Raw genomic sequence first — 25,610 nt, forward strand, 5'->3', positions numbered from 1 at the left:
ACTCGATTTTCGTCCCATTATCAACGTCGCTTGCTTTAGGATATTATTCTCCATTAACAAGCACTTATTCTCTTTGCGTAGCGCTATCAGCTCATTTTCTTCGGTACTGCAATTTTCTTGGGCGGTGAACGCTCCGGTGGTTTGGTATTGCTTTATCCTCTTATCTAGTGCACTAATGCAGATTTAGTGAGGTCATACTCGGCAACGATATCAGCACGGTTTTTACCATTTTGGTACGGCATCACCATCTGTATTTTGAATTCATTTGTAAAACTACGTTTTCTATTTGTGGTAAATGTATTGTCATTGTTGGTACCTTCTTTTATTTTTATTTATCATAACAATGACCTTATAAAACTGGTACTAATTAGTGTAGTCTATCCAATTTTTCCCGTATTAATCATTACGAAATTCGGTAACATTCTAAATCTTAGATAATAGATATGTTTTTTAATCCTATTAACTCAATTCCTTTTAAGTCCACATTCTTACATTTTTCTATGACTAAATTTTCAATACTCTTCATTTGTTTTATTGTTTCTTTTACGTGAATTAAAGAATTGCAACTTTGAATAAATATAGTTTTGAGTTTATCACATTTTTCAAGCCCCCTAATTGTAGTAAACTTTCCTTTTATAAGACGTAAGTATTCTAAACTATCAGTTTTGTTTAGAAAATATAAATCTTCAGATTCCACACCACCAATCATTAATCGGTTTAACAACTTTAGATTTTCCCAACCCGTAACTCCAGAATAGTATCCAATATTAAGGTTCTCTAGTTTTGGAAAATTGGAAAGGTCAATAATATCAAAGTCCCAACGTAAATTTTTCAAATTTGATAAATAGTACAAACCCTCAATGTTAGATCTTTTAGTAAGCGGAACTAACCAATGAAAAGTTTCAATGAAGTTTCTATCGTTTAAAAAGTCAAAATTTACAGTCTTTTTTTGATTATCATTTATATCTGTACGAATACAAACATCTTTAATGTTATTTTGTTGAGCATAATCAAGACCGTCTTCAAGATAATCAAATAAAATTGTTATCCCTTTAAAGATAGATGTTTCGGTAAGATTTACTTTGTATTTTTCCATAATTATATTAAATCAATGACAACTTGTTTGCGCTCTTGATTTTACGTCAGTTTCATAATCAGCTCGTAATTTATCTGCTAACTCTGTTGTTTTTCTTGTAAGTGTGAATTTGTATACCAAGTTGATTTACTAAGCATATAATTGTTTAATTCTCTTTAGGAATATTATGTTTATTTCCCTGTACATATTTATCTACTTGATTAGTTTTGATAGAAATGGAACACTTATTCACCCTGCTTAATCCTTTCCTGTGTATTTGTACCCACTTACGAACAAAAATAAATAAGCTCCTTTAATCCCAACGGTTTAACCCAAACATGACTGTCATGCAAATACACATAAAAATTCGGGTTATTTCCTTGCAGACCGATGGGGTCTTTGCTGATGTATTGCCCTGTTTCAGAATTATAATATAGGAAACGATTGTAATAAAGCCCGTCTAGTTCCTTATCCTCATACTGCCCCAGTTGTCTGAACGGAATAAACGGCTGATTGTTAAAGGTATCTTCCCGTATTCTGCCATAGATGTCAATCTCCACCTGCCAAACCAATTCACCTTTATCATCATAGGCCTGAGCGGGTCTGCCCAAATAATCCGATACAATTGAGTAGGACTTGTCCTCGCATAGCTTAGCTGTGGGTACTAAACTTCCTTCCTCATAAACCCAAGTGGTCAGGGTTTCGACCGGTTCGGGTTGTTCCCACATAAGCATTCCCAGCTCATCAGAAACAACCTTTGGACGACGTTCATTCTCATAAAACCACTCATGAAGTAATGCATTATTATCCCAAAGATAACGATAAATCTTTGTATTTACAATTTTAGCTGTTCTTCTAGTTAAAGCGTCGTATTTAAAACGGATCCATTTCCCCTGAGGATTGCGTACCGCTTGTAACATTCCGTTTCCCTGACATTGGTATTCCCAGTAACCTTGCCGCCATTGTGGAGGGGCAGAATTTTCAAGCGTTCTTTTTTTCTTATTTTATCGTATTGTTTGAGTTCGGATTTTGAATATCGCCGTATTTCGGCCTTACGGTCAAATTCATTTTCTTCAATCCCAAAATTGTTCTTAGAATTTATATTTTCACTTAAGAAAGATGAATTTTTTGGTAGGTTATTGGCAGAATTTTTAACATTTCTCGGAGTTTTTAAAATAAGATTTCCCTGTTTATCATAAATATAATTCCAATTTTTATCCTTTAGAATCTTACCCGATGCACCATATATTTGATCGGATTTTTGTGGATCGGAATAGAAATTTTAAAAAAAATCTTAATCACTTTACCCTATCTTAAATTCATCCCTGATGATAAGAATTTAGGTTTTATGCTTAACTCTATTTGTAATATTGAGCAAACGGCTTTACTGGCAAAAATTTCGTTTCCGAATTATACGGAACATAATAAATGGGATATCTACAACATCCTGCAACTGATTCGCTCCCTTATCCCCGAGGAAGAAATGGAACTACTGGACAAGCTGAACCGTTGAAACACAAAAACAGAAAAGCCAACCCTAAAGGTTGGCTTTTTGTTATGTTTTTTTATAATATTCATACCATATATTAACATAGTAATCTATTAAATCAGTTTTCGGATAATCTAAAATGAATCTTGGATAGGCTGGATCATATTGTTTTTTATCCAAAATTAAACTCATTTCTTTTAATTCATTTTTTATATTGATTAAAGCACCTCGTGATAATTCCTGATAAAACTCACCTTCTTTAAGATGGCTTAAAATTTCATTTGCTTTTACAATACCTTCCTCACAAAGTTTCTTTACATAAGCTTTTTTTTCAGGACTAGCCTTTTTCATAAATTTTATATTAAAATTAATTAGAATAAACTTCCATATTTCCAAGGTTCCCAAACGAACATATGCTCTACACTTCCAACCCCTCCGCTTTCTTATCCTTAAGGAAGAATTAGAGTTGTTAGATAAACTAAACTCTTAAAAGAAAAAATTCAACTTTAGAGTTGGATTGGTTTCTAATATTGTTGAATGAGTTAACTATACAAAACTTATCTAATCTAATACTTTACTCATAATTACTGATATCTTCTTCTTTAATCGATATATTTTTAAATTTCAGAATTATTTTAGATCTATCAGTAAAGATAAATTCATATTTATAACTATTATCTTTATTGATCGAAAACTGATGAATCAATAAATAAGAGCTTTTTAAGTAATCTAAATCACAGTTTAATTTTATTTCTATTACATTTTGAAACTCAAAACAATATTTTTTTGTATTAAAAGCATTGGTAAAAATTATACTTAATAAATCTTTTTTCTTTCCTATACCAATACTATACTTTAAACTTTTAAAATAAGAATCATATAATGTTTTTTCTCCTCTAATAAGATATCTTTCATGATCCAGTATAAAATATTTAGTATTTTCTGGTATTTGTTTTTCGTTTTTATTTAAATAATCAAAATAATCATCAAAATACCAAATATTATTTTTTTTTATTATTCTTGACATACCTAATCTTTCTATTTTGTTAAGTTATTGGCAGAATTATTAAAATTTCTCGGAGTTTTTATAATAAGATTTCCCTGTTTATCATAAATATAATTCCAATTTTTATCCTTTAGAATCTTACCCGATGCACCATATATTTGATCGGATTTTTGTGGTTCGGAATACAAATTAAAAAAACAATCGTTCTAAAAACGAAATAATCCTTAAGAATTTTAACTACTTTATAATATCTTTAATCTACTACTAAATAATAAGAATTTAGGCTTTACCGCAAAATGACAAAAACAATCTAACTTTTGGATTGGCTTGTTGTTATTATTAATTATAAGCTTCTTCCTCTGTTTTCATGCCGTTAATAAACTCTTCAAGAGAATTTGCAACAAATTCCATTCTTTTATCAGACTCTTCTGTTTCTAAATTTGCAAAATATATACTTCCATATTGTAGATTATAGCAAAAAGGAAATCCCCCCCAATCCATTGAAAAAATTAAATAATTATTAGAAACTAATTTTTTATTAATAAAGTATATCGTATTCTCTTCTAATAATTGATCTTCAGTAAAACGTTTATATTTTATTGGCATAAATGTTTTTATACTGTATTCAGTACCGGAATTACTTATATATACGTTTTTATCTCCTTCAATTTCGCCACCATTAAAAGTTAAATACAATTCTTGTAAGTCTTTTGGAAATTTTATATTTAATAACTTTTCTATTTCTGTAATATTATATTCATATATTGCTTGGGAGCTGTTTATTAATTTATATTTTATCATGATATTTAATTTATTTACACTTAACCCTACCCTTATCCTTGGCTTTATTAATAGCTTCAGGAGTTCCATATTTTACTCCAAATTCAGCTTCAAACTGATAAACAGAACCTTTATGAGGTATTGTAGCTTTATGGGTGTCTGTTTTTATTAATTGCATTGTAGTTTCTCCTGTTGTTGAATTAAAATCATATAAATGATGCCAGGTATAGCCATCTGCTAATTTTCTATCAATGCCAGATTTTTTAAACGCTTCTGTAAAATCTCTTCCACGGGAACCTTGCATTTTTATTTTAACAATTGCTCCTTCAGAAGGGAATAAATCAGGATGTCCCGTAAAATCTATATTAGTAGGAAAATTAGCCATCAACCCAAACGGGTCAACTTCCGAATTAGAATCGAAGGTATAGGCATAAAGATTGGGTTTGTTTCCTGCGAGGCCAATAGGGTCTTTAGAGATGTAGGTGCCAGTTTGAGGGTTATAGTACCGGAAACGATTATAATAAAGCCCCGTTTCAACATCCTCATACTGCCCCAGTTGCCTGAACGGAATAAACGACTTATTGTTAAATAAATTTTCCCGTATTCTTCCATAGATGTCAAGTTCTACCTGCCAAACCAATTCACCTTTATCATCATAGACCTGAGCCGGTCTGCCCAAATAATCCGATACAATCGAGTAGGACTTGCCCTCGCATAGCTTTGCAGTAGAAAGATAGCTTTACACATCCTAATTATTAAAATTGCGAATTAAAAACAGCTCGAAAGATTCTGAAAAAACAAAAAAACGCTAAACCGCCCAAATACAAATTGATAGTGTGTAAAAAGCTCGTACCCAAGAACAGTAATGAGGTTTAGTATAATTGTGAATAACTTTTTATTTTGGGCTGTTTCGACAGCCAAAAACGGACAAGAAACCAAATTTTGCTGAGCAATTTTTATAAATGCGTGGCTTTGCCACACCTTTTTTTGCCCCCTTTTTTATTCCGCATTCTGAAAGAAATAAAAAATTGGTTGGTGCAATACCAACCAATTAATAATAAATTTCAATATTAACTAATCCAATGCCAATATTCGAGAGAAAGCTCGTTATCAATATTTTCTCCAACTAATTGTGTTTTATCACTACTGTTTTGAATAGATAAGTCAAAAGCATAATCGCTTACGCCACTTTCAATAGTGCTTATCAATTTAAAAAGAGAAAGCTCTATACAATACTTTACCCCTTTTTGTAATTGATCAAACTGCTCGGCATCTAATGTTTTTATTAATTCCATTAATGCTTTTTGTTCTTCATCTGGACTTTTAGGAATTTCAATGTTGTTTTTGTAATTCGATACTATATCTAAACCACTATCTCTACTTGTTTTTACTATTTTTCCAAATACTTCAATTAGATTGTTTTCCATTATTAATACTCTCTTTAATGACAAGTTATTCCATATTTCTGTTTATTCATATCTTTTAGCTTTTCAATAGAGGTTTCAGGTGCGTTTGTATGTGTACGTAACATATCAATATCGTCCTGTAACAACTGTGTTGCTGTCATTTGAGAACGTGCTACTTTATTTTGAGATTGTAGTTTTGTTATTGTGGCGTGTTCAGCATCAGGCAATCTAACTGCAGGAGCATCTCCTGCTAATGCTGTTTGAGGATAGCGTACAACTTGCGTTTTTGCCAATGCTTTTTGAGGTACGTGATGAATACCTAATTTATCTCCTACAACATCTTTTGCTTTTAAATTATCATAAGTATCTACTTCGTATGCAGATGATAATCCAAAAAAATCTACCCAAGCATTACTATCATGCACATAAGCATAAAAATTCGGGTTATTATCTATTTTGGCTAATACATAAGCCAGTTTCAGGATTATAGTAACGGAAACGGTTATAATAAAGCCCCGTTTTAAAATTTTCTGAATTTGAAGACAGAATCAACCATTACCTTTAGTGGATAAATACACAAAATTTAGGATAGTAATTTTGAATTAGTTATTTAATAATTCTTATATCCACTTTATTTTTTAAGCTATCTAATAAAGTGTAATCAGAAATTTTTTTACACTTTTCAATCAGTAAATCGTTCAATTTTTTGAGTTCTTTTATGGCTTCTATATTTTCTAAAGCGTTGTTCCGAACCAAAGATAAGTTATTCAAAGGAAGTTTTTCTATTCCTGCTAACGTTTCTATTTTTGAGCTATAGATATGAAGTTTTTGTAACTTTTTTAATTCTGATAGTTCATTAAGATTTACATTGGGAAAGTTTAAAAGTAACAAACCTTGCAGAGAATGTGCTTTATTTATATTTATTAAGCCTTTCCAATATTCACTACCTAGATATTCAATTTTTGGGAACTTTGAAATATCTATTTTAAATTTTTGCTTTTGTTGAAAATAAAGTTTTTCAATCCTCTGTAATGAATAAATTGAATCTAAATTTTTAATATGATCTACTACGCTTACAAAGGATATTATTTTTAAAAAATCACCAACCTTTTCAAACTCTTTAAAATCTACTTCTTTTTTAGATACCCAAATTATTTGAACATGGTTAATTTTTAATTTAGAAGCATATTCTATTCCTTCTTTGAAAGAATCGCTATATATTGTTAGATACTTTCCATCTAAATTTTCTCGTATTTTTTTATCAAATGACATTTGATTCCTTTTACTTTTTAATTATTAAATTTAGCTTGTTTAATATAAAATTTCCTTTTTTATCAAACACATAATACTAATTTATTTCCTTTGAAATCTTACCCGATGCACCATATATTTGATCTGCTTTTTGTTGATCGTAATACAAATTTAATAAAAAAAACAATCATTCTAAAAACGGAAAAGAATCCTTTATTCTCAAGAATTTTTAATTACTTTACTATATCTAAAATTGATTACTGATGATAAGAATTTAGTTTTTTCGCTTAACTCTATTTGTAATATTGGGCAAACAGTCCTTTTAGCGGAAACGCAGTGCAAAGGGCTTAGGCTCTGTCATTCTCCCCTAGACTTTTATAACCTTTTTTCGCTTGTTAAATCTTTACTCCCTAATTCGGAATGGGAATTGTTAGACCAGTGGAATAAATATTTTTAATTTAAAAAGCCAATTTTAAAGTTGGCTTGTTCTTTTCAATTTAATTCAAAATACCATTCTAAAAATTCATTAAAATTATTCCACTGTGGTTGCAAATTACTTAATTCTTCTCCTAATTTAAAGCTTATTATTTCTCCTGTTTTTATATTATAAAAAAAACCTTCTTCACCTTCAAAGCTGTCAAGCGGTATATACTGCTTAGGCATTTTAAGTATCTCATGAGTTCGTTTGATATCTAAATCATAGTGAGAATTTATAGAAAACCAACAAATTTGATATAATTCATATCCTCTAGAATAAAAAGTTGGACCATCTTCTGCATGTAAATAAAATTGACTAAAATCTGTTTCTAATGAAATGTTTAAATCTAATAAAACATTTGAATATTCTTCTGATACATCATTGAACCACCAACCATTATTTTTACAAAAGTTTATAACTTTATTTGATAACATATAAAATAAATTTTAATGACATTTTACTTTTAATTTTCGAGCATTAACTTCTGCTTCTGCCCTTTGCTTCCAATAAGCTTCTCTATCAATATTGAATAAATCTCTATTTACTGGATTATCAGGGTGTGCATTTGGTAAATGAGGATGGAGCGCATCACTTCCATAATATTTTTGATGTGTTGATGCTGATAGTTCAAATAATGAACCTTTAGCATTTTGCTTGGAATGATGCAAATTAATTTGACTATATTTCCCATCTTTCACTATAAAAGGGGCTTTACCCTCCAATGCTAAATCTAAATTAGTTTTTACACCATTTCTTGTATTTACAGGTAAATCCCAATCAATACTATCAAAAATATCCAACCCCAGCGGGTCGACCATCGTATTGGAGTCGTGAGTATAAGCGTATAAATTCGGGTTATTTCCAGCGAGTCCAATAGGGTCTTTGCTAATATAGGAACCTGTTTCAGGGTTATAGTACCGGAAACGGTTATAATAAAGCCCCGTTTCTACATCCTCATACTGCCCCAGTTGCCTGAACGGAATAAACGACTTATTGTTAAATAAATTTTCCCGTATTCTTCCATAGATGTCAAATTCCACCTGCCAAACCAGCTCACCTTTATCATCATAGGCCTGAGCGGGTCTGCCCAAATAATCCGATATAATTGAGTAGGACTTGTCCCCTAGCATAGCTGACAGACACCTATAAAAAACGGGTAACTGTCAGATCAGGTTTGAGTTACTACATCTAAGATTTTACCTGCATAAAATAAAATTGAACTTCATAAAATTTATATTAAATTTAATGTTTATAACCAATCCCATGAACAGTTTTAATTAAAGTTGGTGTGGATGGATTAATTTCTATTTGTTTTCTCAATTTTGAAATATGTTGATCGAGCGTTCTGCTATTAGGTAAAAAATCATATCCCCAAACATAATCAAAAAGCATATCTCGAGTAACAACCTGATTTTTAAACTGATATAAACACTCTAAAATCTTAATTTCTCTTAAGGTTAATTCGATAACCTGATCGTTTCTTTTTGCATACAATTCGGAAGAATAGACATTCAAATCACCAAATTGAAAATAGTCTTCTTTAGAGCAATTTGAGTATTTTGATTTTAAGTAACGTTTGGCTATTGCCTTGATTCTTGCCCTAAGTTCATGAATACCAAAAGGCTTATTCATATAATCATCAGCACCGAGCTCTAATCCAATTACTCGGTCGATCTCTTCATCTTTAGCAGATAAAAATAGAATTGGCACATCTTCATTTAATTTACGGATTTCACGACAAACAGAATAACCATCAAGTTCAGGCATCATAATATCTAAAATAATAAAATCGGGTTGATGTTGATTAAACATTTCAAGTGCAACTTTACCATCATTTGCTTTGATAATCGTATAACCTTCTTTTTCTAGAAGATCTGACATACCATTAAGAATATGCTTATCGTCTTCAGCAATTAAAATCTTCATTTTCTAACTCCATTAAAATAAGTGAAAACGCAATTCCTGGATTCTGATTCATAACTTTAATTTCACCATTGATCTGATTAGCTAACTGATTGGCAATCGTCAACCCTATTCCAGTACCTGAAACCCCTTCGGTTATGGATGAGCTAACCCGATAAAAAGGATCAAAAATCTGTTTTAATAAATGATTAGCAATGCCCTCACCATAATCTCGAACCGTAATTATCACCTGTTTTCCCGATTTAGTTAAAGATAAATCAACTTGCTTGCCCTTAGAAGCATATTTTTCAGCATTACTCAGAAAATTATTGAGAATTTGCATTACACTGTCTTCATCCGTATTAACAATACAATCACTTGCAATATTAGTGATATTAAGATGTAACGATTTTGCATCTAAAATAGGACTAAAGGTATTATATATCTGGTTGATTAGCTCGGTTAAATTAACTGGTTTTATATTGACACTAAGTGGTTTATTAAAACTTAAAACATTTTGAACTAGCCTAGTTAATCGCTTACTTTCAGCACTGATTACATGCAAATAATCAGGAATGGGTGCAGGCTCATCTTCTAGATACTCTGACAACATTTCAGAATATAGTGTGATATTGGTTAGGGGGGTTTTAAATTCATGGGAAACTTGCCCGACAAAACTAACCTGCTGTTTTGCTAAGCGCAATGTTCGAGTATATTCTCGATAGCTATAGAAAATCAATCCAAGTATTACGGTAATGAAAAGACCAATAACAACAGAACCTAAGAAATACAAATTAACAACATTTGGGGAGGAATAATAATAGGTCAAATGCCAATTTTGTAAAGGATAGTCTAGTGATATCAACATTTCATTATCAGACTTTTCACCATTGGTATAAATCTGCTTATCGCCATCGGATAATTTGAAATTATCATCAAAAGCTTGCTTATCTAATAAATTGATCATATCAAAAGAGAGCTTGATGTTAGAAAGCTCAAAACCAATAATATTATCCGATTGAATTGACCAGTAAATTAAGTGGTTATACATTTGATACCAACCAGAACTTGGTTGAAACTGTTCAGTATGATCTTGTTGATTGAATAAAACAGAATTATCTAAAGCGATGGATTCTACTATCTTATGCCATTGCGAATCATACACATCACTTACAAATAAAATTTTATTTTTATTGATGATAAAAATATTTTTAATATCAGTTTCTGAGCCTAATAAATCTTCCGCTTTATCGTTGTCGTCACTAATTTGAAGTGACAATCTACTCAGATAAGATAGACGCTGATTTAGCAACGATTCAATCGATAACTTGATATTATTTATACGGCTTTTGGCGAGTAAGATTTGGTTGCTTTCTCGTAATAACACTTCGTGTTCTACACTTCGCCAACCTAAATAGCTTATAAACGCTATTAACATCATTAAAGATAAAATCGTTGCTAATCTTTTCATAATTATTTCTTAATTACATTGCTTTTTGACTCAAACTGCTTTTCAGCTGAAATTTTGTTGAAAACGTCTTTATCAGCTTTAGCAGCATCAGCCATAATATTATTTTTTTCAATTTGGCCTTTTAATCTTTCTTTTGCCTCTTCTGAGGATACTGAATTTGAAATTGAGCTAAGTTTTTTACTATTTTCCATAAGAATATCTTCTGCTTCTTTATACCTACCTAGATTGTAATACTCTAAAGCTTTTTCATTCTCAATGGTTACCTTCTGGATCTCTGATTCAGCTAAAACTTCTTGAATCATTGAATCCTTGACCAACTTTTTATCATCGGTATACGCTACGCTTACAAATTGAGTTTCGTGTTCAGCTTTATTTCTCAATAAATTGTCATATGATAAATCAATTTGAGCTAACGTTTTACTTTGGCCAACTTTTCCTTCCTCAGGGATGACTTCTAACAGTACATATTTTTCTTGATTTGAAAACAATTGATTCATTTTAATCGTAACTTGATTACCTTTGATTACACCATCTCGACCAAGTAAACGCACTGGTTTAACGCCATCTTTCAATTGGATAGTAATCACAACATTTTGAGCAACTGTGGACATCACGTCAGTAAACTCGTGAACAAACATTTTTTCAAGATCAAAAGTATTATTAACAAATACATGATTACCATCACTATAACTTGCGATAGATGACATTAATATTTCATTATAATCTGAACCGATCCCCATTGTGGTAATAGCAATATTCTTTTTAGCCGCAATAATAGCTAATTGAGAAAGTTCAGCTACTGAACTAGGACCTATATTGGCTTGACCATCAGATAACAAAATAATACGATTAACTTTATCTTTCGTAAGTTGGCTTTCAACTTGTTTTATTCCCTTACTCAATCCTGCAAATAAGGCTGTTCCTCCACCTGCAACTAAATTTTTATTGATTAGTTTAATAATTTGTTCTTTATTCTTTACTTTAGTTGCTGGAACAATAACTTTCGCATCATAATCATAAGTAACAATAGATAAGGTATCTTCTTCATTTAGCATATTAACCGCAAAAATAGCAGCTTCTCTCGCTTTTACTATGCGATCGCCTTGCATTGAACCTGATTTATCAATAACAAGCGCTAAATTGATCGGCACATGTTTATTAGAGTTCGCTTTTTCACCAGTTAATGAAACTTTTAAATAATTGGTTTCTTCACTTCCTGCCATAATAATAGGTGAAGACAATTCTGAACGGACGTTAATTTGTGAAACTTGTGAACTTGGTAGAATTGTCGTGGCATAGCTAAATAAACTAGACAAGACAAAACCTAACATGACAAATAGTTTAATAAATTTCATAGTATTTTCCTTCCTATATAAAGTTTATTCAATTATTCATCAATCGCCAAATAAATTGTCTAAATAATGTATTTAATTGTAAAAAGTTGTAAAAAGTAAAACCGTGATAAAAAACACCTATTAGTACTTAAACTAACCAATCTCTCTATTTTACGGTGCGTTAACTGTTTGTTTATTGCCAGTCTAAAGTGCAAAGGTATATAATAAAAAATTAGTCGCTCTTGAAGAGAATAGTTAGAGAACATTTAAAATGACTCAATCAAAACTTGAACTTATTAAAAATAGCATTATCACAATACCAAATTATCCTAAACAAGGTATCTTATTTCGTGATATCACCAGTCTACTTGAAAACCCTATTGCATTTAAAACATCTGTCGATCTTTTAATTGAGCATTATAAAGATAAAAAAATCGATAAAGTGGTTGGCACCGAAGCTAGAGGTTTTATCTTTGCAGCGCCACTCGCGTTAGCATTAGGCGTTGGTTTTGTACCGGTAAGAAAACCAAATAAACTACCGCGTAAGGTATTTAAAGAAGAGTATCAACTTGAATACGGTACAGATACCTTAGAAATGCATTGCGATGCGATCAAACCTAATGAACGAGTGTTAATTATTGACGATTTACTCGCAACTGGAGGCACCGTTGCAGCTACCGCAAAATTAATCCAAAAAGCAGGTGGTATTGCTCAAGATGCAGCATTTGTAATTAATTTACCTGATTTACACGGGAAAACAAAATTAACTGATATGGGAATTAACTGTTACACATTAGTCGATTTTGCCGGTGAATAACGCATATTTTTAGGGCGAAATGTCGCCCTATTCGTCTGCAACATCCTCATTTATTAATATCCTTATTTTTGCCATCAAATTCAGGCTTATCTTAACCGCTACTCTAATTTCATTTTAACTAACCCAAACCACAACAAATATCGCCATACTCAATTTGCATAAAATATCAACTTAATGCTTGAAATAGTTATTATTATGAATTATTATTCAAAAATAATGAATATTTATAACAGGAATTAAACAGTGAAAAAATTTAATCATATTATTGCCAGAACCCCAGCTAAGTCACTTATCAACGGATTAACCTCTGCCAATTTAGGAAAACCAGACTATCAAAAAGCGCTTGATCAACATAACAACTACATTCGAGCATTACAGCAATGCGATGTCGATATCACAATATTACCTGCCGATGAACGATTTCCAGATTCTGTTTTTGTTGAAGATGCCGTGTTATGTACGCCCTGTTGCGCCATTATCACTCGCCCTGGCGCGGTAAGCCGTCGTGCAGAAACAGAAATCATCGTTGATACTATTGAACGATTTTATCCTAATAATGTTGAACACATTACCGCCCCTGGCACTGTTGAAGCGGGCGATATTATGATGGTTGAGAATCACTATTACATTGGTTTATCGGCTCGTACCAATCAAGAAGGTGCCAACCAAATGATTGCTATCTTAGAAAAATACGGACTATCAGGTTCAGTGGTGACTTTAGAGAAAGTATTACATCTAAAAACCGGACTTGCTTATTTGGAACACAATAATTTATTAGCTGCGGGTGAATTTATCACTAAACCAGAATTTCAACATCTCAATATTATTGAAATACCAGAAGAAGAAAGTTATGCCGCTAACTGTATCTGGGTTAATGAGCGAGTCATCATGCCGGCTGGTTATCCAATTACTAAAGCTAAAATTGAAGCACTTGGCTATCAAGTCATCGAAGTTGATACCTCAGAATATCGCAAAATTGATGGCGGAGTTAGTTGTATGTCATTGCGATTTTAATTAAAACTTAACTGAACAATTAAAATAAGAAAACGATATGAATATGCCAGTAAGAAAAAAGCTTGGCATACTCCCACTTACATTAATGGTAGTGGGCAGTATTGTCGGTAGTGGTATTTTTAGCCTTCCTCAAAACATGGCCGAAGGGGCTGGAGCAGGTGCAATTTTAATTGCATGGGTAATAACCTTATTTGGCATGTTTATGCTTACGCGAATTTTTCAGTATCTTTCAATTCGTTTTTACAAAATCAATGAAGGATTATATGGCTATGTTCGTGAAGGATTTGGTGATTATATTGGTTTTAATGCCGCTTGGGGCTATTGGATATCGGCATGGATGTCATGTGGCAGCTATTTAGTTATCCTATTTAGCGCATTAGGTTCATTTGAGTGCTTCAATTATTTTGGTAATGGCACAACTATTCCCGCTGTGATTGCTGGACTTATATTCTTATGGATTATCCATTTTTTTGTCATAAAAGGCATCTATCAAGCATTCTTACTTAATTGTTTAGTCACATTAGCTAAAATTGTGCCTATTTGTTTATTTATTGTTTGTGTCGTTTTGGCGTTTAAAGTTGATACTTTCAATATGGACTTTTGGGGGACACCTCAATTAGGAACCATCCTCAGTCAAGTAAAACATACCATGCTTTATACCGTATGGGTTTATTTAGGGATTGAAAGTGCAACAGTTTATGCCGCTCGAGCTAAAAATATAATTAGTATAAGTCGAGCCACCTTTTTTGGTTTTGCTATTACCAGTCTATTATTAGTCTGTGTTTCGGTACTATCTTTAGGGATCGTCCCACAACACGAACTAGCACAAATGAAAAATCCATCCATGGCCTTAGTGATTGAACATGTTGTAGGTAGTTGGGGAGCTAAATGTATCAACATTGGTTTGATTGTGTCGGTCAGTGGTGGACTATTGTCTTGGTTAATGTTAGCGGCTGAAATGCTGTTCCTTTCTGGCCAAGGAAATCAACATACCGTACCTAGTTGTTTCGGTAAACTCAATAAAAACAGCACACCCGCTAATGCATTGTGGTTAACAACGAGTTTAATTAGTGTACTTATGATTTTGGCACATTTTTATCAATCGGGTTACAACACCTTAATTCAGCTATCAACTTCAATGGTACTCATCCCCTATCTACTATCAGCACTATTCGTGTTTAAACTATCTATAAGGCAACGAAAAAAACATCTATTATTCATCGGTACACTGGGTTCAATTTATGGATTCTGGTTAATCTATGCTGGTGGAGTGTCTTATTTATTACTATCCATGATCTTATATAGTGTTGGATTATTGTTCTACCTTTATGCAAGAAAACAAAGGCATCTATCATCTTTCAGTTATTTGCATGACAAAATTTATGCCATAACCATAGTTATACTAGCTGTTATAGCGATAATATACTTCTACATTATTCCGCAATAACCAAAAAGGCATTATTTACGAAACAGATAAAAATCAGCCAATAATTCTCTAAATGGTTGAGAATACCTCCCATGGTCATCACGCATACACAATGATTGACTAAGGAAATTATCATTTTGATGAAATGAAAAGGCCATCAGTGCCAACGAAAAATCCTTATCAGCTGAATATTTTACTTGCATTTCACTGCATAAAAATAACCTATTTAACTCGCATAACTGTTTAAATTTATCTGCAACATGATAAGGTAAGACTAAACAAAATAATCCATTTGGTTTTAATAAACGAATTACCGCATCAATAAGTTGCTGATAGTTTAAACTCTCGGTATAACGAGCCAACTGACGTTCTGTATTTCGACATTCGACTGCTGATTGGAAATAAGGTGGATTAGTTATAATCAAATCATAACAAGCATTATCATCTATTCTAAATTGATTAACATTGATATTTAATGCTTGGATCGTTTGAAAATTAGCATTTAAGCTATTTTGCTGACATTGCATAATCGCTTGCGGATCAATGTCGATCGCATCAATTTGACATGAATGGTTTTCTAAACGCTGGGCAAGCATCAATGCAATAACGCCACACCCAGTACCAATATCTAAAACATTTTTTACATCAGGTTTAATTGGTGCCCATGCACCTAACAAGCAACTATCCGTTGTCACTTTCATGGGACTTTTATCATGAGCAACAAAAAAACGCTTAAAGGTAAATCCACCTTTTTTTAATGGTAGCTGATTATTTGGCATGACTAAACTTTCTAAATAATGGCTTATTGGACGCAATTGCATCAGCCCAACGAGTTGGCTCCGGCAAACGGTAACCGCGTAAACATTGTTTGACCCAATGTAATGCACTGTCCTGACTGATTCTATGCCCTGCGGAAACAAATAACGGATTACAATTATCTTTACTTTGTAAAACCCAGCCTATCTGTTCTTGCTTATCAAACAGAGGCGTTACATTTCCCGCTTTTTTCGATTGAGGCTCGAATTGTCCACATAATTTTCTTTTTGCTACACCAATCGTAGGTATATCGAGCAATAAACCTAAATGACTTGCAATTCCTAATCGTCTGGGATGAGCAACACCCTGCCCATCAACCAACAACAAATCAGGTTTGTGCTTAAGCTGTTGCCATGCTTTAAGCAATGCTGGATACTCTCGAAAAGACAAATATCCTGGAATATAAGGAAAATTTGTTTCCAATCGAGCAATATTATATTCAACCACTTCAAAATCAGGAAATGTCAATATCACAATCGCAGCACGAGTTATCATGCCACCTTGTTCAAAACCGACATCCGTCCCACCAATCAATTTTATTGCTGGGTTAAAATCATCCACCAAGCTAACCTGATTGGCTAATTGCTGTTGTGAAAGTTTTAATTGTGCTAAATTAATAGACATTTCAACTCTGCTGAGTATTATTAGTTACAATAAAATGATTTTACCAGAATAAGTATGCCTTATACATTAGCAAATCCAACCGAATTAACCGAAGAAATTAAAAAAAGTCGCTTTATTGTTAATGCGGCACCCATTATAAATGCGGAGCAGGCTGCACAATTTATTGATAGCATTAGTGATCCAAATGCAACTCACAACTGTTGGGCATGGAAAATAGGACAACAATATCGTTTCAATGATGATGGAGAACCTACCAGTACTGCTGGGCGCCCTATTCTATCGGCTATTGAAGGACAAGATTGCGATCAGGTCGTCGTTGTTGTGACTCGCTACTTTGGCGGAATTAAATTAGGCACAGGTGGATTAATTCGTGCTTATGGTGGTTCAGCAAGCCATTGCTTACAACAAGCTGAATTAATAGAACTTATTGCCAGAACAACCTTAGAATTTCACTGTTACTATAACGAGTGGCCTATTATAGAAAACCGACTGAAGGAACTCGATGCAATTATTGAACAACAAAATTTTGATGCAGAAGGTGTCACAGTCGGCATCGCTATCACGCAAGACAATTTACTCACACTTAAAAAGAATATTAGTGATATTACTCGCGGAAGAGTGATTATTGAAGTATAAGAAATCTTTTGAGTATCTTCAATATCGATAAATTTTATCAATAAGCTTAATTAAACTGATGATGAAATAGATAAATGAATAATTCATAAAAGTATAAAGTAAAATACAGCTTCAATCAGAATAGAAAGTTTATTTAACATATTTAGTCGAGGCGGCGTAATAATATAAAGAATTAATGTAAATGATTTTAATCATTTAAATAAAACCTCAAAAACCCCGCTCCTCAACTTTTTTTCTTTCCCCTCAAGGATAAATAATTGCTAGTGATAAATAGTTAATTATTAAACTCATATACACTACCGTCACCCCATGTGCCAATGTAATAACTGCTATTATGATAAGCTAATGCAACAGCTTGAGATAAGTTCGAAACTAATGTCGTCACTTTTTTGCTTTGTACATCAATTTTTCGCACCATACCGGCACCATTATCAACCACTGCTACTACATTTGGGGCAATTCGTACAATACCTACACCTGGGCGACTAAATTCGGCGCCGAGTTCCGTTTGAATACCATTTGGACTGATCATAGTTAGACGTCCACTGTATTGAGAAACAACTAAACTATTATCCGCTAATTGTGTCACGCCAACTGGTGTAGTTAATCCACGAGCAACAATATTTTTTTGTTTTGTTTGAAGATCAAGCGAAACAATTTCACCTGTTGAACGATTAGTGATGAGTAATTGCCCCTGATTAGAAAAAGCGATTCCGGTAGGCGTATGATAACCATCAGAAATTTTTTCTGATTTACCATCACGATTAATTTTTAAAATATAATCATCGCCATAAGATGAAACATACATATTATCTTTTGCATCAAAAACTATTCCAGCTGGTGAAGATATACCTGAATAAAAAGTCTCTTTTTTACCATTAGCATTTATTTTCAAAATTGAATTATTTGACCAATCTGTCACATACATCTCCCCTTTACTATCAAATGCGATTCCTGTTGGAGCATTGAAGTCTGAGGAAATCTTTGTTAAACCTGCCATAGATGACCCTCCATAAAAACAGCAAAATATAAACATCGACATACGCAGTAAAAATTTTTTCATTATTAATTTCCTTATTTATAACACATTAATTTTTAATACTATTTTTAATTAATCGAATCGCAATTAACGCTAGGATTAAATTAACGATAGACAAAAAGACACAAAGTATTATGGCTCCATTCCAAGCTTTATTTTGATAAACAATACCGAGTAAATAAGTACCAATACTACCGCCAGCTAAACAAGCAAGAAGATATAAAGACGAAATAGCTCCTCTAGAACTAATTGGTACAATTTTATTTAGCATTGCAATCACTAATGGTTGAATACCAAATACGAATAGGAATAAACAAAAAATGCCTAATCCAATAACATATAATGATGAGCTAAATCCGATAGTGACAATCGACATACATACAGCTAACAGACAGATAATGAATAAGTATTTTTCATTGATGACTTGAGTTAACTTACCAGTGATCATGCTACCAACAACCGCACTTAGACCAGCAAAATTCAACCAACCTAAAACGGTTGAAGATAAGTAAAAAGGTGCGCCTTTCAAATAAAAAGTGAGTAAAGAAGATATTCCAAGATAAACAAAAAATAGTAAAAAACCGATTACTAAAAAAATAACGACAGTTTTATCTAGAAATAATTTAAGTGCAGAGAAATACATACCTATCAAACTGGTTGTTGGAGATTGATTTGTTGTTTGCTTTATACCAAAAGGAACAAAAAGACATACTACAATGATTAATCCCGCATAAATGATAAAAGCAATCTGCCAAGACCAAAAATCAGTTAACATCGCAATCACACTACGGCTAAAAATGATGCCAACAATGGAAGCTGAAATCATAATTCCCATTGCTTGTGGTAACTTATGATTTGGCGTGTTTTTAGCGGTATAAGCAAACAAAGCAGCAGGAACAGCAGCAGCAAAAAAGCCTACTAATGACATAACAACCAAATATAAATCAAAACAATCAACGATCACCGATAAAATAAGACAACAAATAGTACCAATACTGCCGATCAGAACTAATAACTTTGTTGAAACGTTATCCGAGAGTGGACCATAAATAAAAAAAGATATGGCATAAAAAAAACAAGATAAACTAAACACATTTCTCGCTTCTAAAATATCAATATGATAACTTTTTGATATTTCTTGAAAGATAAGTTGACTTATATAAACCGAGCCGACTAATAGCACAATTAAAATTGCTGATAAAATTAGACTGGATTTTTTCTGTATTGTTTCTTCTTTTAACATAGATTTCATAATAAAGATTGATTAGTTTTCAAGAAGACTATCTGACAAATAGTTAATTTAAAAATACATATTTTGTTATACGAAAATCGTATAGCCAAAAATGATGATTAGCAAAAGATGTAAAACTCATTCATAATAACTAAATGATTATCGTGCTAAAAAACTATACGACGATTTGGACACCAAACTAATTGATGTATTAAGAACTGTGTAATTATGGACATTTACAGCAAAAGATTACCGACTATTAAGCAATTACAATATTTCATTGCGGTCTGTGAAGAACTTAGCTTTACTGGCGCAGCCAAAAAACTTGGTATCAGCCAACCTCCTCTTTCAACTCAAATTAAAAATTTGGAAGAAACCCTACAAAGCACACTATTTTTAAGGAACTCTCACAATATTGTATTAACCAATGAAGGCGAAATACTAAAATCTAAAGTAACACAATTATTAAGTGATCTTTGTTCAATGGTTAAATCAACAAAGCATCTAGAAAAAGTTATTATAGGAACAACTAAAACCTTAAGTTTTGACTATATTCCTTATTTCAAATCGTTTTTATCTAAATTTAGTGATGAAACAGAAATATATAAACATAACTATACCTCTAAAGAGCTGCTACTTGAGTTACAAAAAGGCAATATTGATTTTGCCTTTGTTTCGGATTATTCAACTAGAGATTTTAATGAAAACTCAATACTAATCTATCAAGAACCCATGACCTTAGTATTGCCAGCTCATCACCCATGTAGTAAACAAGATAAAGTTAATCTTAATGATGTGATTGATTTACCCCTGTTTTGGTTTAAACAACATTTAAACCCATTTTTTTACGACCAGTGTGAAAAGGTTTTCAATAGCTTAAACCACCCACTACATCGTCGTGCCGAACTCGCTGATAATTTATCTATGCTACTGGAAGTTGCATTAGGTAAAGCAATAATGCTTTTACCACAATCGATGACACAAGTGAAAGTCGATGGTGTTATCTATAAAAAGTTGATCAACAGCCAAGATAAAAAATTAAAAATAAATATTTATCTGATATGGCGTAAAAACATTAAAACTTCAACAGTCAATCAAGCAATAATTGATTATTTTAATCAGCATAAAATCAGCTAAATTAAACCTCAAAAACCCCGCTCCTCAACTTTTTTTGCTAATTTATTTATTATTGAAATGGTGTCAAAAATGTTGAGGAAAGGGGTTTTTGGTAAATTCTTTTAAACTATTTTTCTTTTTTTAGTTATTAAATCGCCTTTGGTTGCTTGTACATAATAAAGCCATTACAATTATGCAAAACTAATCACTTTTCTTTTAAACTTATGATTACTTACACAGATGCAACTTTAGATGATTTGCCTTTTATCGTGGATGTATATAATTCAACAATTGCTAGTCGCCAAGTTACAGCTGATTTACAGCCGGTGTCTGTTGAAAGTCGTTTATCGTGGTTTGAGCAGCATAATCCACAAAAACGCCCACTTTGGTTAATCAAATATCAAAATCAACCTTGTGGTTGGGTGAGCTTATCATCATTTTATGGCCGTCCGGCTTACGATAAAACGGTTGAAATTAGTTTATACATTCATCAAGATTTTAGAGGGAAGAAAATCGGTCAAACCATAGTGACTGAAATTGAATTATTTGCTAAGCAAATTGGTATCGAAGCCATACTTAGCTATGTTTTTGGACACAATACGCCTAGCATAAAACTATTTGAAAAGCTTCATTATCAACATTGGGCACTACTCCCCAAAATTGCCGAACTTGATGGCGTCAAGCGTGATTTAGTTATTTTAGGTAAGCATCTGGATTAACACATCTATCTAACTTAGTTATGATTTATTTTTTTCAAAAGGGATACTCCACACATGGGCAATCTAAGAAATCTTCAATATTTATTTCAACAAGCAAAAATTACGAGTATTTTAGTTCTGCTTAATGTTGCATGGTTTGTTATTTCTCATCTACTTGATTCTCGTGGTTTTTCAACATATATGGAAAACGCCTTCTTGATTGACTGGGGTGCTGATGTTGCTCAGTTAACTTTTTCTGGTGAATATTGGCGTTTATTTACCAATATCTTTGTACATGCAGGATTAGCTCATCTTGCTATGAATATGTTAGCATTATGGAGTGTTGGGATTGTTTTAGAACGATTAATCCCACCATTTTCTTTTATTGGTATCTACTTATTGTCCGGCTTATTTGGTAGCTTAGCGAGTGACGTTTCAACCATTCGTCATAGTGTTATTAGTTGTGGTGCTTCGGGGGCTATCTTAGGTATTATCACTGCACTGCTTGCCTATTCACTCATCAATCGTACCGATCTGCAAGAGATGCCTATCAAGTCTATTGTAATCAGTTTATTTCTGACTCTGGGATTAGGTTTGTTACCTTCTATTGACAATATGGCGCACATTGGTGGTGCGATTACAGGGTTTATTCTAGGTGGGATAGTTACGGTCTGTTTGAAAAAATTTCGCTATCAAAGCAATATTTACACTCTATTAATCTTAATCCTCTTTGCGGCATCGTGTTTGCTGTTATATTCAATTTATCAATATTATAAAACAACATATGGTTTTAATTATTAAAAATAAAGGCGCAAATTGAACTTTGCGCCTTTATTATTTTATCTGATTTATTAATAACTACTTAGCACTCGAGCCGGATCAATTTTATACGCTCTTCGAGCTGGGTAATAGCTGGCAATCAAACTTAATAACATTGCTGTAATAAATACAATGACAACATCAAATAAATGAATTTCGGATGGTAAAAAATCAACAAAATAGATGTTGCTATTTAAGATTTTATGTCCCATCATCGACTCAAAAATACCCATTATGTTTGAAAGTTGCCATGAAACGATAACGCCAAGCACCACGCCAATCACACTACCAATCAAACCTGAAATTACACCATACCAAATAAAAATACGTTTTATAAGATTATTGGTTGCGCCAAGTGTTTTAAGAATAGCGATATCTCGTTGCTTATCTTTAACTGCAATAACTAGCGTCGATACTATATTAAAACAAGCAACGCCAATTACGACAATCATCGCTAAATACATAATTTGTCGAATCATTTGAATATCACGATACATAAATCCAAATGTACGTTCCCAACTATTAAAATCGAGATTCTCTTCAAGATTCAACGTTGCCTGGCCAATAATATCACTAGCTTGATAAACATTATCTACATTGATCATCAATCCTGTGACACTGTCACCAATATTGAGTAGCTTTTGTGAATCAGTTAAAGGTAATAAAGCTACATTGTTACTCAATGAACCACTAAGATCTAAAATACCATGTACTTGTAAACGAACTCGACGAGGTGGTTTAAGTTGTTCTGGATTGTTTGAAACCGGAATAAGCAAAGAAACCCACTGCCCTTCTTGAACTGCAAGTGATTTAGCTAAACCGGCACCTAAAATGATTTGTTGATTATCTGCTTTAAAATCTTGCCATTTATTATTAAGTACATAATTAGGTAATGCACTTATCTTCTTTTCTTGTTCTGGGTCAAGTCCTTGTACTTCAACCGCACCAAGCTTGCTACCATTTTCAATCAATCCCGTAAAACTAACAAACGGCATGGCAGATACAATACGTTTATTTTCTTGCAGTTCAGTTTGAATATGCTCCCAATTTTCCAAATTGCCCATATGAGAATAAACTTGTCCATGAGGCACGACCGATAAAACTCGATCATTTAATTCACGCTCAAAACCATTCATGGCACTTAAGCCAATGATCAGCGCAGCAATACCTATAGCGATGCTCAGAGTTGAAATAATTGATATCAACGAAACCATACCGCTTTTACGGCGTCCTTTACGGAATTTTATGGCTGTGATTAATGATAAATTCATAATCCATTTACCTTTATTTCACCGAATGAGACAACTGCCCATCACTCATAATCAATTGATGATCGAGTTGATTTGCTAAAGCGAGATCATGCGTCACCACTAAAAAAGCCGTACCATGTTCACGATTAAGTTTTATCAGTAACTCAAAAATTGAATCAGCTGTTGATTTATCTAAGTTACCCGTTGGTTCATCAGCCATTACTAGTGCCGGATTATTAATCAACGCTCGTCCTATCGCAACGCGTTGACGTTCACCACCTGATAGTTCAGATGGACGATGATTAGCACGTTTAACGAGATTTACCGACTCTAACATCGCCATAGCACGTTTTTTAGCTTCGCTAGGTGATGTGCCTCCAATCAACAAAGGCATTGCTACATTTTCAAGCGCAGTAAAGTCAGGCAATAGATGGTGGAACTGATATACAAATCCAATTTCTTGGTTACGCAAATGTGCTTTTTCTTGTTCTGATAAGCGATTCAGTTGTTGAGATTTAAATGTGATTTCACCTGAAGTTGGTTTGTCTAATCCACCAAGCAAATGCAACAAAGTACTTTTACCTGAGCCAGAGCTACCAATAATTGCCAGCAATGATTTAGGATAGATATCAAACGAGACATCTTTTAATACCTCGGTCACCATTTTGCCTTCTTTATAGGTTTTATAGAGATTTTTAGCTGAAAGAAGTGGCTGTGAATTATTCATAACGTAAAGCCTCGGCTGGTTGGATATTGGCTGCACGATATGCAGGATAAATAGTTGAAATTAGCGATAACATAAGTAATCCGAAAATAATAAATATAATTTGTGCAGGTTCAACTAGCGTTGGTAATTCAATACCAGCAAAGGATAAACCAAGCACCGACATCAACTCATTTAAATATGAGGCAAGTAACAAACCAATGGCGCTACCTAATAAAGTTCCAATGACACCTGAACTAGCACCTTGAATAATAAAAATCAGCATAATCTTAAAGCGTGATAAACCCTGCGTTTTTAATATGGCCACCTCGCCTTGTTTTTCCATAACTAACAAGCTAAGCGAAGTAATAATGTTGAATGCCGCGACAATTACAATTAAACTAATCAACAGCCCCATCACATTTTTTTCCATCTTAATAGCTTGGAACAGCTCACCTCGTTTTGCTCGCCAATCGGTAAACACCAAGTCTTCAGGTAATGGATTTTTTGTTACTGATGAAATTTCAAGTGGATGAGCTAAAAATAGACGCCAGCCACTAATATTATTAGCAGGATAACGTAATAAATTTCTAGCATCAGTTTGATTGATATAAATTAACGCTTGATTGATATCATGATTAACGGAAAACAACCCGCTCACGGTAAATAAACGTTGGGAAGGAATACGCCCTACTGGTGTAATCTGACTGGCATCGGTGACCATCAAGCGAATCTTATCACCAACTATCACACCTAACTGATCGGCTAACGTCTGCCCTAATATTACATTATAGCTACCCGCCTGTAAGGTATCGATTGAACCAGCATAAACATAATCTTCAATCGGATCGTGGTCGTCAGCAGTAATCCCCATTAAGGTGCTGACCGTGATACTTTGTTGACTTTGTAAAACCACATCACCGGTAATAATCGGCGTTATCCGCTCAACACCTTGGATATTTTCAAATTGCGATGAAGTGATAATACTAGAATCAATTTTACCTGTTTTAGAGGTAATTTGTGCTTGAGGAAAAAACTTTAAGATACTATTTTGCATCTGCTCTTCCAGCCCATTCATTACCGACAATACCACAATTAAACCGATAGAACCAAGCATGATTCCAATCATAGATAGCCAGGAAACAAATCGGCCAAAACCATCGTTTTTTTGCCCATATACATAGCGTAAACCAATATAAAATACTAATGGACGAAATATCTTTGACATA

The 25,610-nt window shown here is 33.0% G+C and carries 28 protein-coding genes; 7 read left to right on the plus strand and 21 right to left on the minus strand.

Translation table 11 applies throughout. The features are described 5' to 3' along the window. Window positions 1–430: 430 nt before the first annotated feature. The 14 genes from J3U24_RS00290 to J3U24_RS00360 form a co-directional block, all read right to left on the minus strand. Window positions 431–1,096: a hypothetical protein gene (locus tag J3U24_RS00290; RefSeq protein WP_267336849.1), complete on the minus strand. Its 666-nt coding sequence runs from the start codon at window positions 1,094–1,096 to the stop codon at window positions 431–433. Window positions 1,097–1,362: 266 nt separating this feature from the next. Beyond that, window positions 1,363–1,995: an RHS repeat domain-containing protein gene (locus J3U24_RS00295; RefSeq protein WP_267336850.1), complete on the minus strand. Its 633-nt coding sequence runs from the start codon at window positions 1,993–1,995 to the stop codon at window positions 1,363–1,365. A gap of 635 nt (window positions 1,996–2,630) precedes the next feature. After that, entirely contained in the window at window positions 2,631–2,915 is a 285-nt protein-coding gene (locus J3U24_RS00300; RefSeq protein WP_267337875.1) for a hypothetical protein, read from the minus strand. Between the two features lie 223 nt (window positions 2,916–3,138). After that, window positions 3,139–3,591 (minus strand): hypothetical protein, encoded by a 453-nt coding sequence (locus tag J3U24_RS00305; RefSeq protein WP_220679812.1) that lies wholly within the window; start codon window positions 3,589–3,591, stop codon window positions 3,139–3,141. Between the two features lie 318 nt (window positions 3,592–3,909). Next, entirely contained in the window at window positions 3,910–4,440 is a 531-nt protein-coding gene (locus tag J3U24_RS00310; protein WP_267346952.1) for an SMI1/KNR4 family protein, read from the minus strand. After that, window positions 4,382–5,029 (minus strand): RHS repeat-associated core domain-containing protein, encoded by a 648-nt coding sequence (locus tag J3U24_RS11520; protein ID WP_324123761.1) that lies wholly within the window; start codon window positions 5,027–5,029, stop codon window positions 4,382–4,384. The genes J3U24_RS00310 and J3U24_RS11520 overlap by 59 nt, the downstream gene beginning before the upstream one ends. A gap of 391 nt (window positions 5,030–5,420) precedes the next feature. After that, window positions 5,421–5,777, minus strand: coding sequence for a hypothetical protein (locus J3U24_RS00325; RefSeq protein WP_267336854.1), 357 nt, complete (start codon window positions 5,775–5,777; stop codon window positions 5,421–5,423). Between the two features lie 14 nt (window positions 5,778–5,791). After that, window positions 5,792–6,181, minus strand: coding sequence for a hypothetical protein (locus J3U24_RS00330; RefSeq protein WP_065734837.1), 390 nt, complete (start codon window positions 6,179–6,181; stop codon window positions 5,792–5,794). Between the two features lie 181 nt (window positions 6,182–6,362). Then, window positions 6,363–7,028: a hypothetical protein gene (locus J3U24_RS00335; protein ID WP_267336855.1), complete on the minus strand. Its 666-nt coding sequence runs from the start codon at window positions 7,026–7,028 to the stop codon at window positions 6,363–6,365. Between the two features lie 471 nt (window positions 7,029–7,499). Beyond that, window positions 7,500–7,919, minus strand: a complete 420-nt coding sequence (locus tag J3U24_RS00340) for a hypothetical protein (protein ID WP_065734842.1) — start codon at window positions 7,917–7,919, stop codon at window positions 7,500–7,502. 12 nt (window positions 7,920–7,931) lie between these two features. Next, window positions 7,932–8,615, minus strand: coding sequence for an RHS repeat domain-containing protein (locus tag J3U24_RS00345; protein ID WP_267336857.1), 684 nt, complete (start codon window positions 8,613–8,615; stop codon window positions 7,932–7,934). A 112-nt stretch (window positions 8,616–8,727) separates the two neighbouring features. Beyond that, a complete protein-coding gene (locus J3U24_RS00350; RefSeq protein ID WP_065563435.1) occupies window positions 8,728–9,411 on the minus strand; it encodes a response regulator transcription factor in 684 nt (227 codons plus the stop codon). Further along, window positions 9,392–10,858 carry a sensor histidine kinase gene (locus J3U24_RS00355; protein WP_267336858.1) on the minus strand — a complete coding sequence of 489 codons (1,467 nt, stop codon included), beginning with the start codon at window positions 10,856–10,858 and terminating at the stop codon, window positions 9,392–9,394. Before J3U24_RS00355 ends, J3U24_RS00350 begins: the two co-directional genes overlap by 20 nt. Window positions 10,859–10,860: 2 nt before the next feature. Further along, window positions 10,861–12,213: a vWA domain-containing protein gene (locus J3U24_RS00360; RefSeq protein WP_267336859.1), complete on the minus strand. Its 1,353-nt coding sequence runs from the start codon at window positions 12,211–12,213 to the stop codon at window positions 10,861–10,863. A gap of 250 nt (window positions 12,214–12,463) precedes the next feature. On the opposite strand from J3U24_RS00360, the gene apt reads away from it, so the two are divergent. The 3 genes from apt (at window position 12,464) to J3U24_RS00375 (ending at window position 15,470) form a co-directional block, all read left to right on the plus strand. After that, on the plus strand, window positions 12,464–13,009 hold the full coding sequence (apt, locus tag J3U24_RS00365; RefSeq protein ID WP_267331968.1) for an adenine phosphoribosyltransferase: 546 nt from the start codon (window positions 12,464–12,466) through the stop codon (window positions 13,007–13,009). A gap of 243 nt (window positions 13,010–13,252) precedes the next feature. After that, on the plus strand, window positions 13,253–14,023 hold the full coding sequence (gene ddaH / locus J3U24_RS00370; RefSeq protein WP_065563439.1) for a dimethylargininase: 771 nt from the start codon (window positions 13,253–13,255) through the stop codon (window positions 14,021–14,023). A 37-nt stretch (window positions 14,024–14,060) separates the two neighbouring features. Continuing rightward, window positions 14,061–15,470 carry a basic amino acid/polyamine antiporter gene (locus J3U24_RS00375; RefSeq protein ID WP_065734847.1) on the plus strand — a complete coding sequence of 470 codons (1,410 nt, stop codon included), beginning with the start codon at window positions 14,061–14,063 and terminating at the stop codon, window positions 15,468–15,470. A gap of 11 nt (window positions 15,471–15,481) precedes the next feature. Here J3U24_RS00375 and J3U24_RS00380 read toward each other — a convergent pair whose 3' ends face one another. After that, window positions 15,482–16,228, minus strand: a complete 747-nt coding sequence (locus tag J3U24_RS00380; protein WP_267331970.1) for a tRNA1(Val) (adenine(37)-N6)-methyltransferase — start codon at window positions 16,226–16,228, stop codon at window positions 15,482–15,484. Further along, a complete protein-coding gene (nfi, locus tag J3U24_RS00385; RefSeq protein ID WP_065563507.1) occupies window positions 16,218–16,883 on the minus strand; it encodes a deoxyribonuclease V in 666 nt (221 codons plus the stop codon). Before nfi ends, J3U24_RS00380 begins: the two co-directional genes overlap by 11 nt. A 60-nt stretch (window positions 16,884–16,943) precedes the next feature. Here nfi and J3U24_RS00390 point away from each other — a divergent pair, with 60 nt between their 5' ends. Then, on the plus strand, window positions 16,944–17,525 hold the full coding sequence (locus J3U24_RS00390) for an IMPACT family protein (protein ID WP_065734849.1): 582 nt from the start codon (window positions 16,944–16,946) through the stop codon (window positions 17,523–17,525). A gap of 274 nt (window positions 17,526–17,799) precedes the next feature. Here the strand turns inward: J3U24_RS00390 and J3U24_RS00395 are convergent, their stop codons facing one another. Together J3U24_RS00395 and J3U24_RS00400 are read right to left on the minus strand one after the other, a co-directional pair. Continuing rightward, the gene (locus tag J3U24_RS00395) at window positions 17,800–18,525 is read right to left on the minus strand and encodes a serine/threonine protein kinase (protein ID WP_267336860.1); all 726 of its coding nucleotides are present in this window, start codon (window positions 18,523–18,525) and stop codon (window positions 17,800–17,802) included. Between the two features lie 88 nt (window positions 18,526–18,613). Then, on the minus strand, window positions 18,614–19,807 hold the full coding sequence (locus J3U24_RS00400; RefSeq protein WP_267346953.1) for an MFS transporter: 1,194 nt from the start codon (window positions 19,805–19,807) through the stop codon (window positions 18,614–18,616). A 216-nt stretch (window positions 19,808–20,023) separates the two neighbouring features. On the opposite strand from J3U24_RS00400, the gene J3U24_RS00405 reads away from it, so the two are divergent. The 3 genes from J3U24_RS00405 (at window position 20,024) to J3U24_RS00415 (ending at window position 22,410) form a co-directional block, all read left to right on the plus strand. After that, window positions 20,024–20,932: a LysR family transcriptional regulator gene (locus J3U24_RS00405; protein ID WP_267336862.1), complete on the plus strand. Its 909-nt coding sequence runs from the start codon at window positions 20,024–20,026 to the stop codon at window positions 20,930–20,932. A gap of 203 nt (window positions 20,933–21,135) precedes the next feature. Beyond that, window positions 21,136–21,630 (plus strand): GNAT family N-acetyltransferase, encoded by a 495-nt coding sequence (locus tag J3U24_RS00410; protein WP_267336863.1) that lies wholly within the window; start codon window positions 21,136–21,138, stop codon window positions 21,628–21,630. A 54-nt stretch (window positions 21,631–21,684) separates the two neighbouring features. Beyond that, window positions 21,685–22,410 (plus strand): rhomboid family intramembrane serine protease, encoded by a 726-nt coding sequence (locus J3U24_RS00415; RefSeq protein ID WP_267336865.1) that lies wholly within the window; start codon window positions 21,685–21,687, stop codon window positions 22,408–22,410. Window positions 22,411–22,460: 50 nt separating this feature from the next. Here J3U24_RS00415 and lolE read toward each other — a convergent pair whose 3' ends face one another. Genes lolE through lolC form a run of 3 tightly spaced genes read right to left on the minus strand, consistent with a single transcriptional unit; the run spans window position 22,461 to window position 25,600 of the window. After that, a complete protein-coding gene (gene lolE, locus J3U24_RS00420; RefSeq protein ID WP_065563448.1) occupies window positions 22,461–23,699 on the minus strand; it encodes a lipoprotein-releasing ABC transporter permease subunit LolE in 1,239 nt (412 codons plus the stop codon). A 13-nt stretch (window positions 23,700–23,712) separates the two neighbouring features. Then, entirely contained in the window at window positions 23,713–24,405 is a 693-nt protein-coding gene (gene lolD, locus J3U24_RS00425; protein WP_065563449.1) for a lipoprotein-releasing ABC transporter ATP-binding protein LolD, read from the minus strand. Beyond that, entirely contained in the window at window positions 24,398–25,600 is a 1,203-nt protein-coding gene (lolC, locus tag J3U24_RS00430; protein ID WP_416380076.1) for a lipoprotein-releasing ABC transporter permease subunit LolC, read from the minus strand. The genes lolD and lolC overlap by 8 nt, the downstream gene beginning before the upstream one ends. Between the last annotated feature and the right edge of the window lie 10 nt (window positions 25,601–25,610).

It is taken from the genome of Gilliamella sp. B2785, assembly GCF_026537005.1.
Taxonomy (GTDB): Bacteria; Pseudomonadota; Gammaproteobacteria; order Enterobacterales; family Orbaceae; genus Gilliamella; species Gilliamella apicola_E.

What these genes read in the sequence shown, in the direction of transcription:
- J3U24_RS00390 (WP_065734849.1), top strand. Translation starts at nt 16,944, where the DNA reads ATGCCTTATACATTAGCAAATCCAACCGAATTAACCGAAGAAATTAAA.
- J3U24_RS00360 (WP_267336859.1), bottom strand. Translation starts at nt 12,213, where the DNA reads ATGAAATTTATTAAACTATTTGTCATGTTAGGTTTTGTCTTGTCTAGT.
- J3U24_RS00335 (WP_267336855.1), bottom strand. Translation starts at nt 7,028, where the DNA reads ATGTCATTTGATAAAAAAATACGAGAAAATTTAGATGGAAAGTATCTA.
- J3U24_RS00325 (WP_267336854.1), bottom strand. Translation starts at nt 5,777, where the DNA reads ATGGAAAACAATCTAATTGAAGTATTTGGAAAAATAGTAAAAACAAGT.
- J3U24_RS00310 (WP_267346952.1), bottom strand. Translation starts at nt 4,440, where the DNA reads ATGGAACTCCTGAAGCTATTAATAAAGCCAAGGATAAGGGTAGGGTTA.
- J3U24_RS00395 (WP_267336860.1), bottom strand. Translation starts at nt 18,525, where the DNA reads ATGGCAGGTTTAACAAAGATTTCCTCAGACTTCAATGCTCCAACAGGA.
- J3U24_RS00405 (WP_267336862.1), top strand. Translation starts at nt 20,024, where the DNA reads ATGGACATTTACAGCAAAAGATTACCGACTATTAAGCAATTACAATAT.
- J3U24_RS00295 (WP_267336850.1), bottom strand. Translation starts at nt 1,995, where the DNA reads ATGTTACAAGCGGTACGCAATCCTCAGGGGAAATGGATCCGTTTTAAA.
- J3U24_RS00345 (WP_267336857.1), bottom strand. Translation starts at nt 8,615, where the DNA reads ATGCTAGGGGACAAGTCCTACTCAATTATATCGGATTATTTGGGCAGA.
- J3U24_RS00400 (WP_267346953.1), bottom strand. Translation starts at nt 19,807, where the DNA reads ATGTTAAAAGAAGAAACAATACAGAAAAAATCCAGTCTAATTTTATCA.
- J3U24_RS00350 (WP_065563435.1), bottom strand. Translation starts at nt 9,411, where the DNA reads ATGAAGATTTTAATTGCTGAAGACGATAAGCATATTCTTAATGGTATG.
- J3U24_RS00380 (WP_267331970.1), bottom strand. Translation starts at nt 16,228, where the DNA reads ATGCCAAATAATCAGCTACCATTAAAAAAAGGTGGATTTACCTTTAAG.
- J3U24_RS00290 (WP_267336849.1), bottom strand. Translation starts at nt 1,096, where the DNA reads ATGGAAAAATACAAAGTAAATCTTACCGAAACATCTATCTTTAAAGGG.
- J3U24_RS00305 (WP_220679812.1), bottom strand. Translation starts at nt 3,591, where the DNA reads ATGTCAAGAATAATAAAAAAAAATAATATTTGGTATTTTGATGATTAT.
- lolD (WP_065563449.1), bottom strand. Translation starts at nt 24,405, where the DNA reads ATGAATAATTCACAGCCACTTCTTTCAGCTAAAAATCTCTATAAAACC.
- lolE (WP_065563448.1), bottom strand. Translation starts at nt 23,699, where the DNA reads ATGAATTTATCATTAATCACAGCCATAAAATTCCGTAAAGGACGCCGT.
- J3U24_RS00355 (WP_267336858.1), bottom strand. Translation starts at nt 10,858, where the DNA reads ATGAAAAGATTAGCAACGATTTTATCTTTAATGATGTTAATAGCGTTT.
- apt (WP_267331968.1), top strand. Translation starts at nt 12,464, where the DNA reads ATGACTCAATCAAAACTTGAACTTATTAAAAATAGCATTATCACAATA.
- J3U24_RS00375 (WP_065734847.1), top strand. Translation starts at nt 14,061, where the DNA reads ATGAATATGCCAGTAAGAAAAAAGCTTGGCATACTCCCACTTACATTA.
- J3U24_RS00300 (WP_267337875.1), bottom strand. Translation starts at nt 2,915, where the DNA reads ATGAAAAAGGCTAGTCCTGAAAAAAAAGCTTATGTAAAGAAACTTTGT.
- J3U24_RS00415 (WP_267336865.1), top strand. Translation starts at nt 21,685, where the DNA reads ATGGGCAATCTAAGAAATCTTCAATATTTATTTCAACAAGCAAAAATT.
- J3U24_RS00340 (WP_065734842.1), bottom strand. Translation starts at nt 7,919, where the DNA reads ATGTTATCAAATAAAGTTATAAACTTTTGTAAAAATAATGGTTGGTGG.
- J3U24_RS00410 (WP_267336863.1), top strand. Translation starts at nt 21,136, where the DNA reads ATGATTACTTACACAGATGCAACTTTAGATGATTTGCCTTTTATCGTG.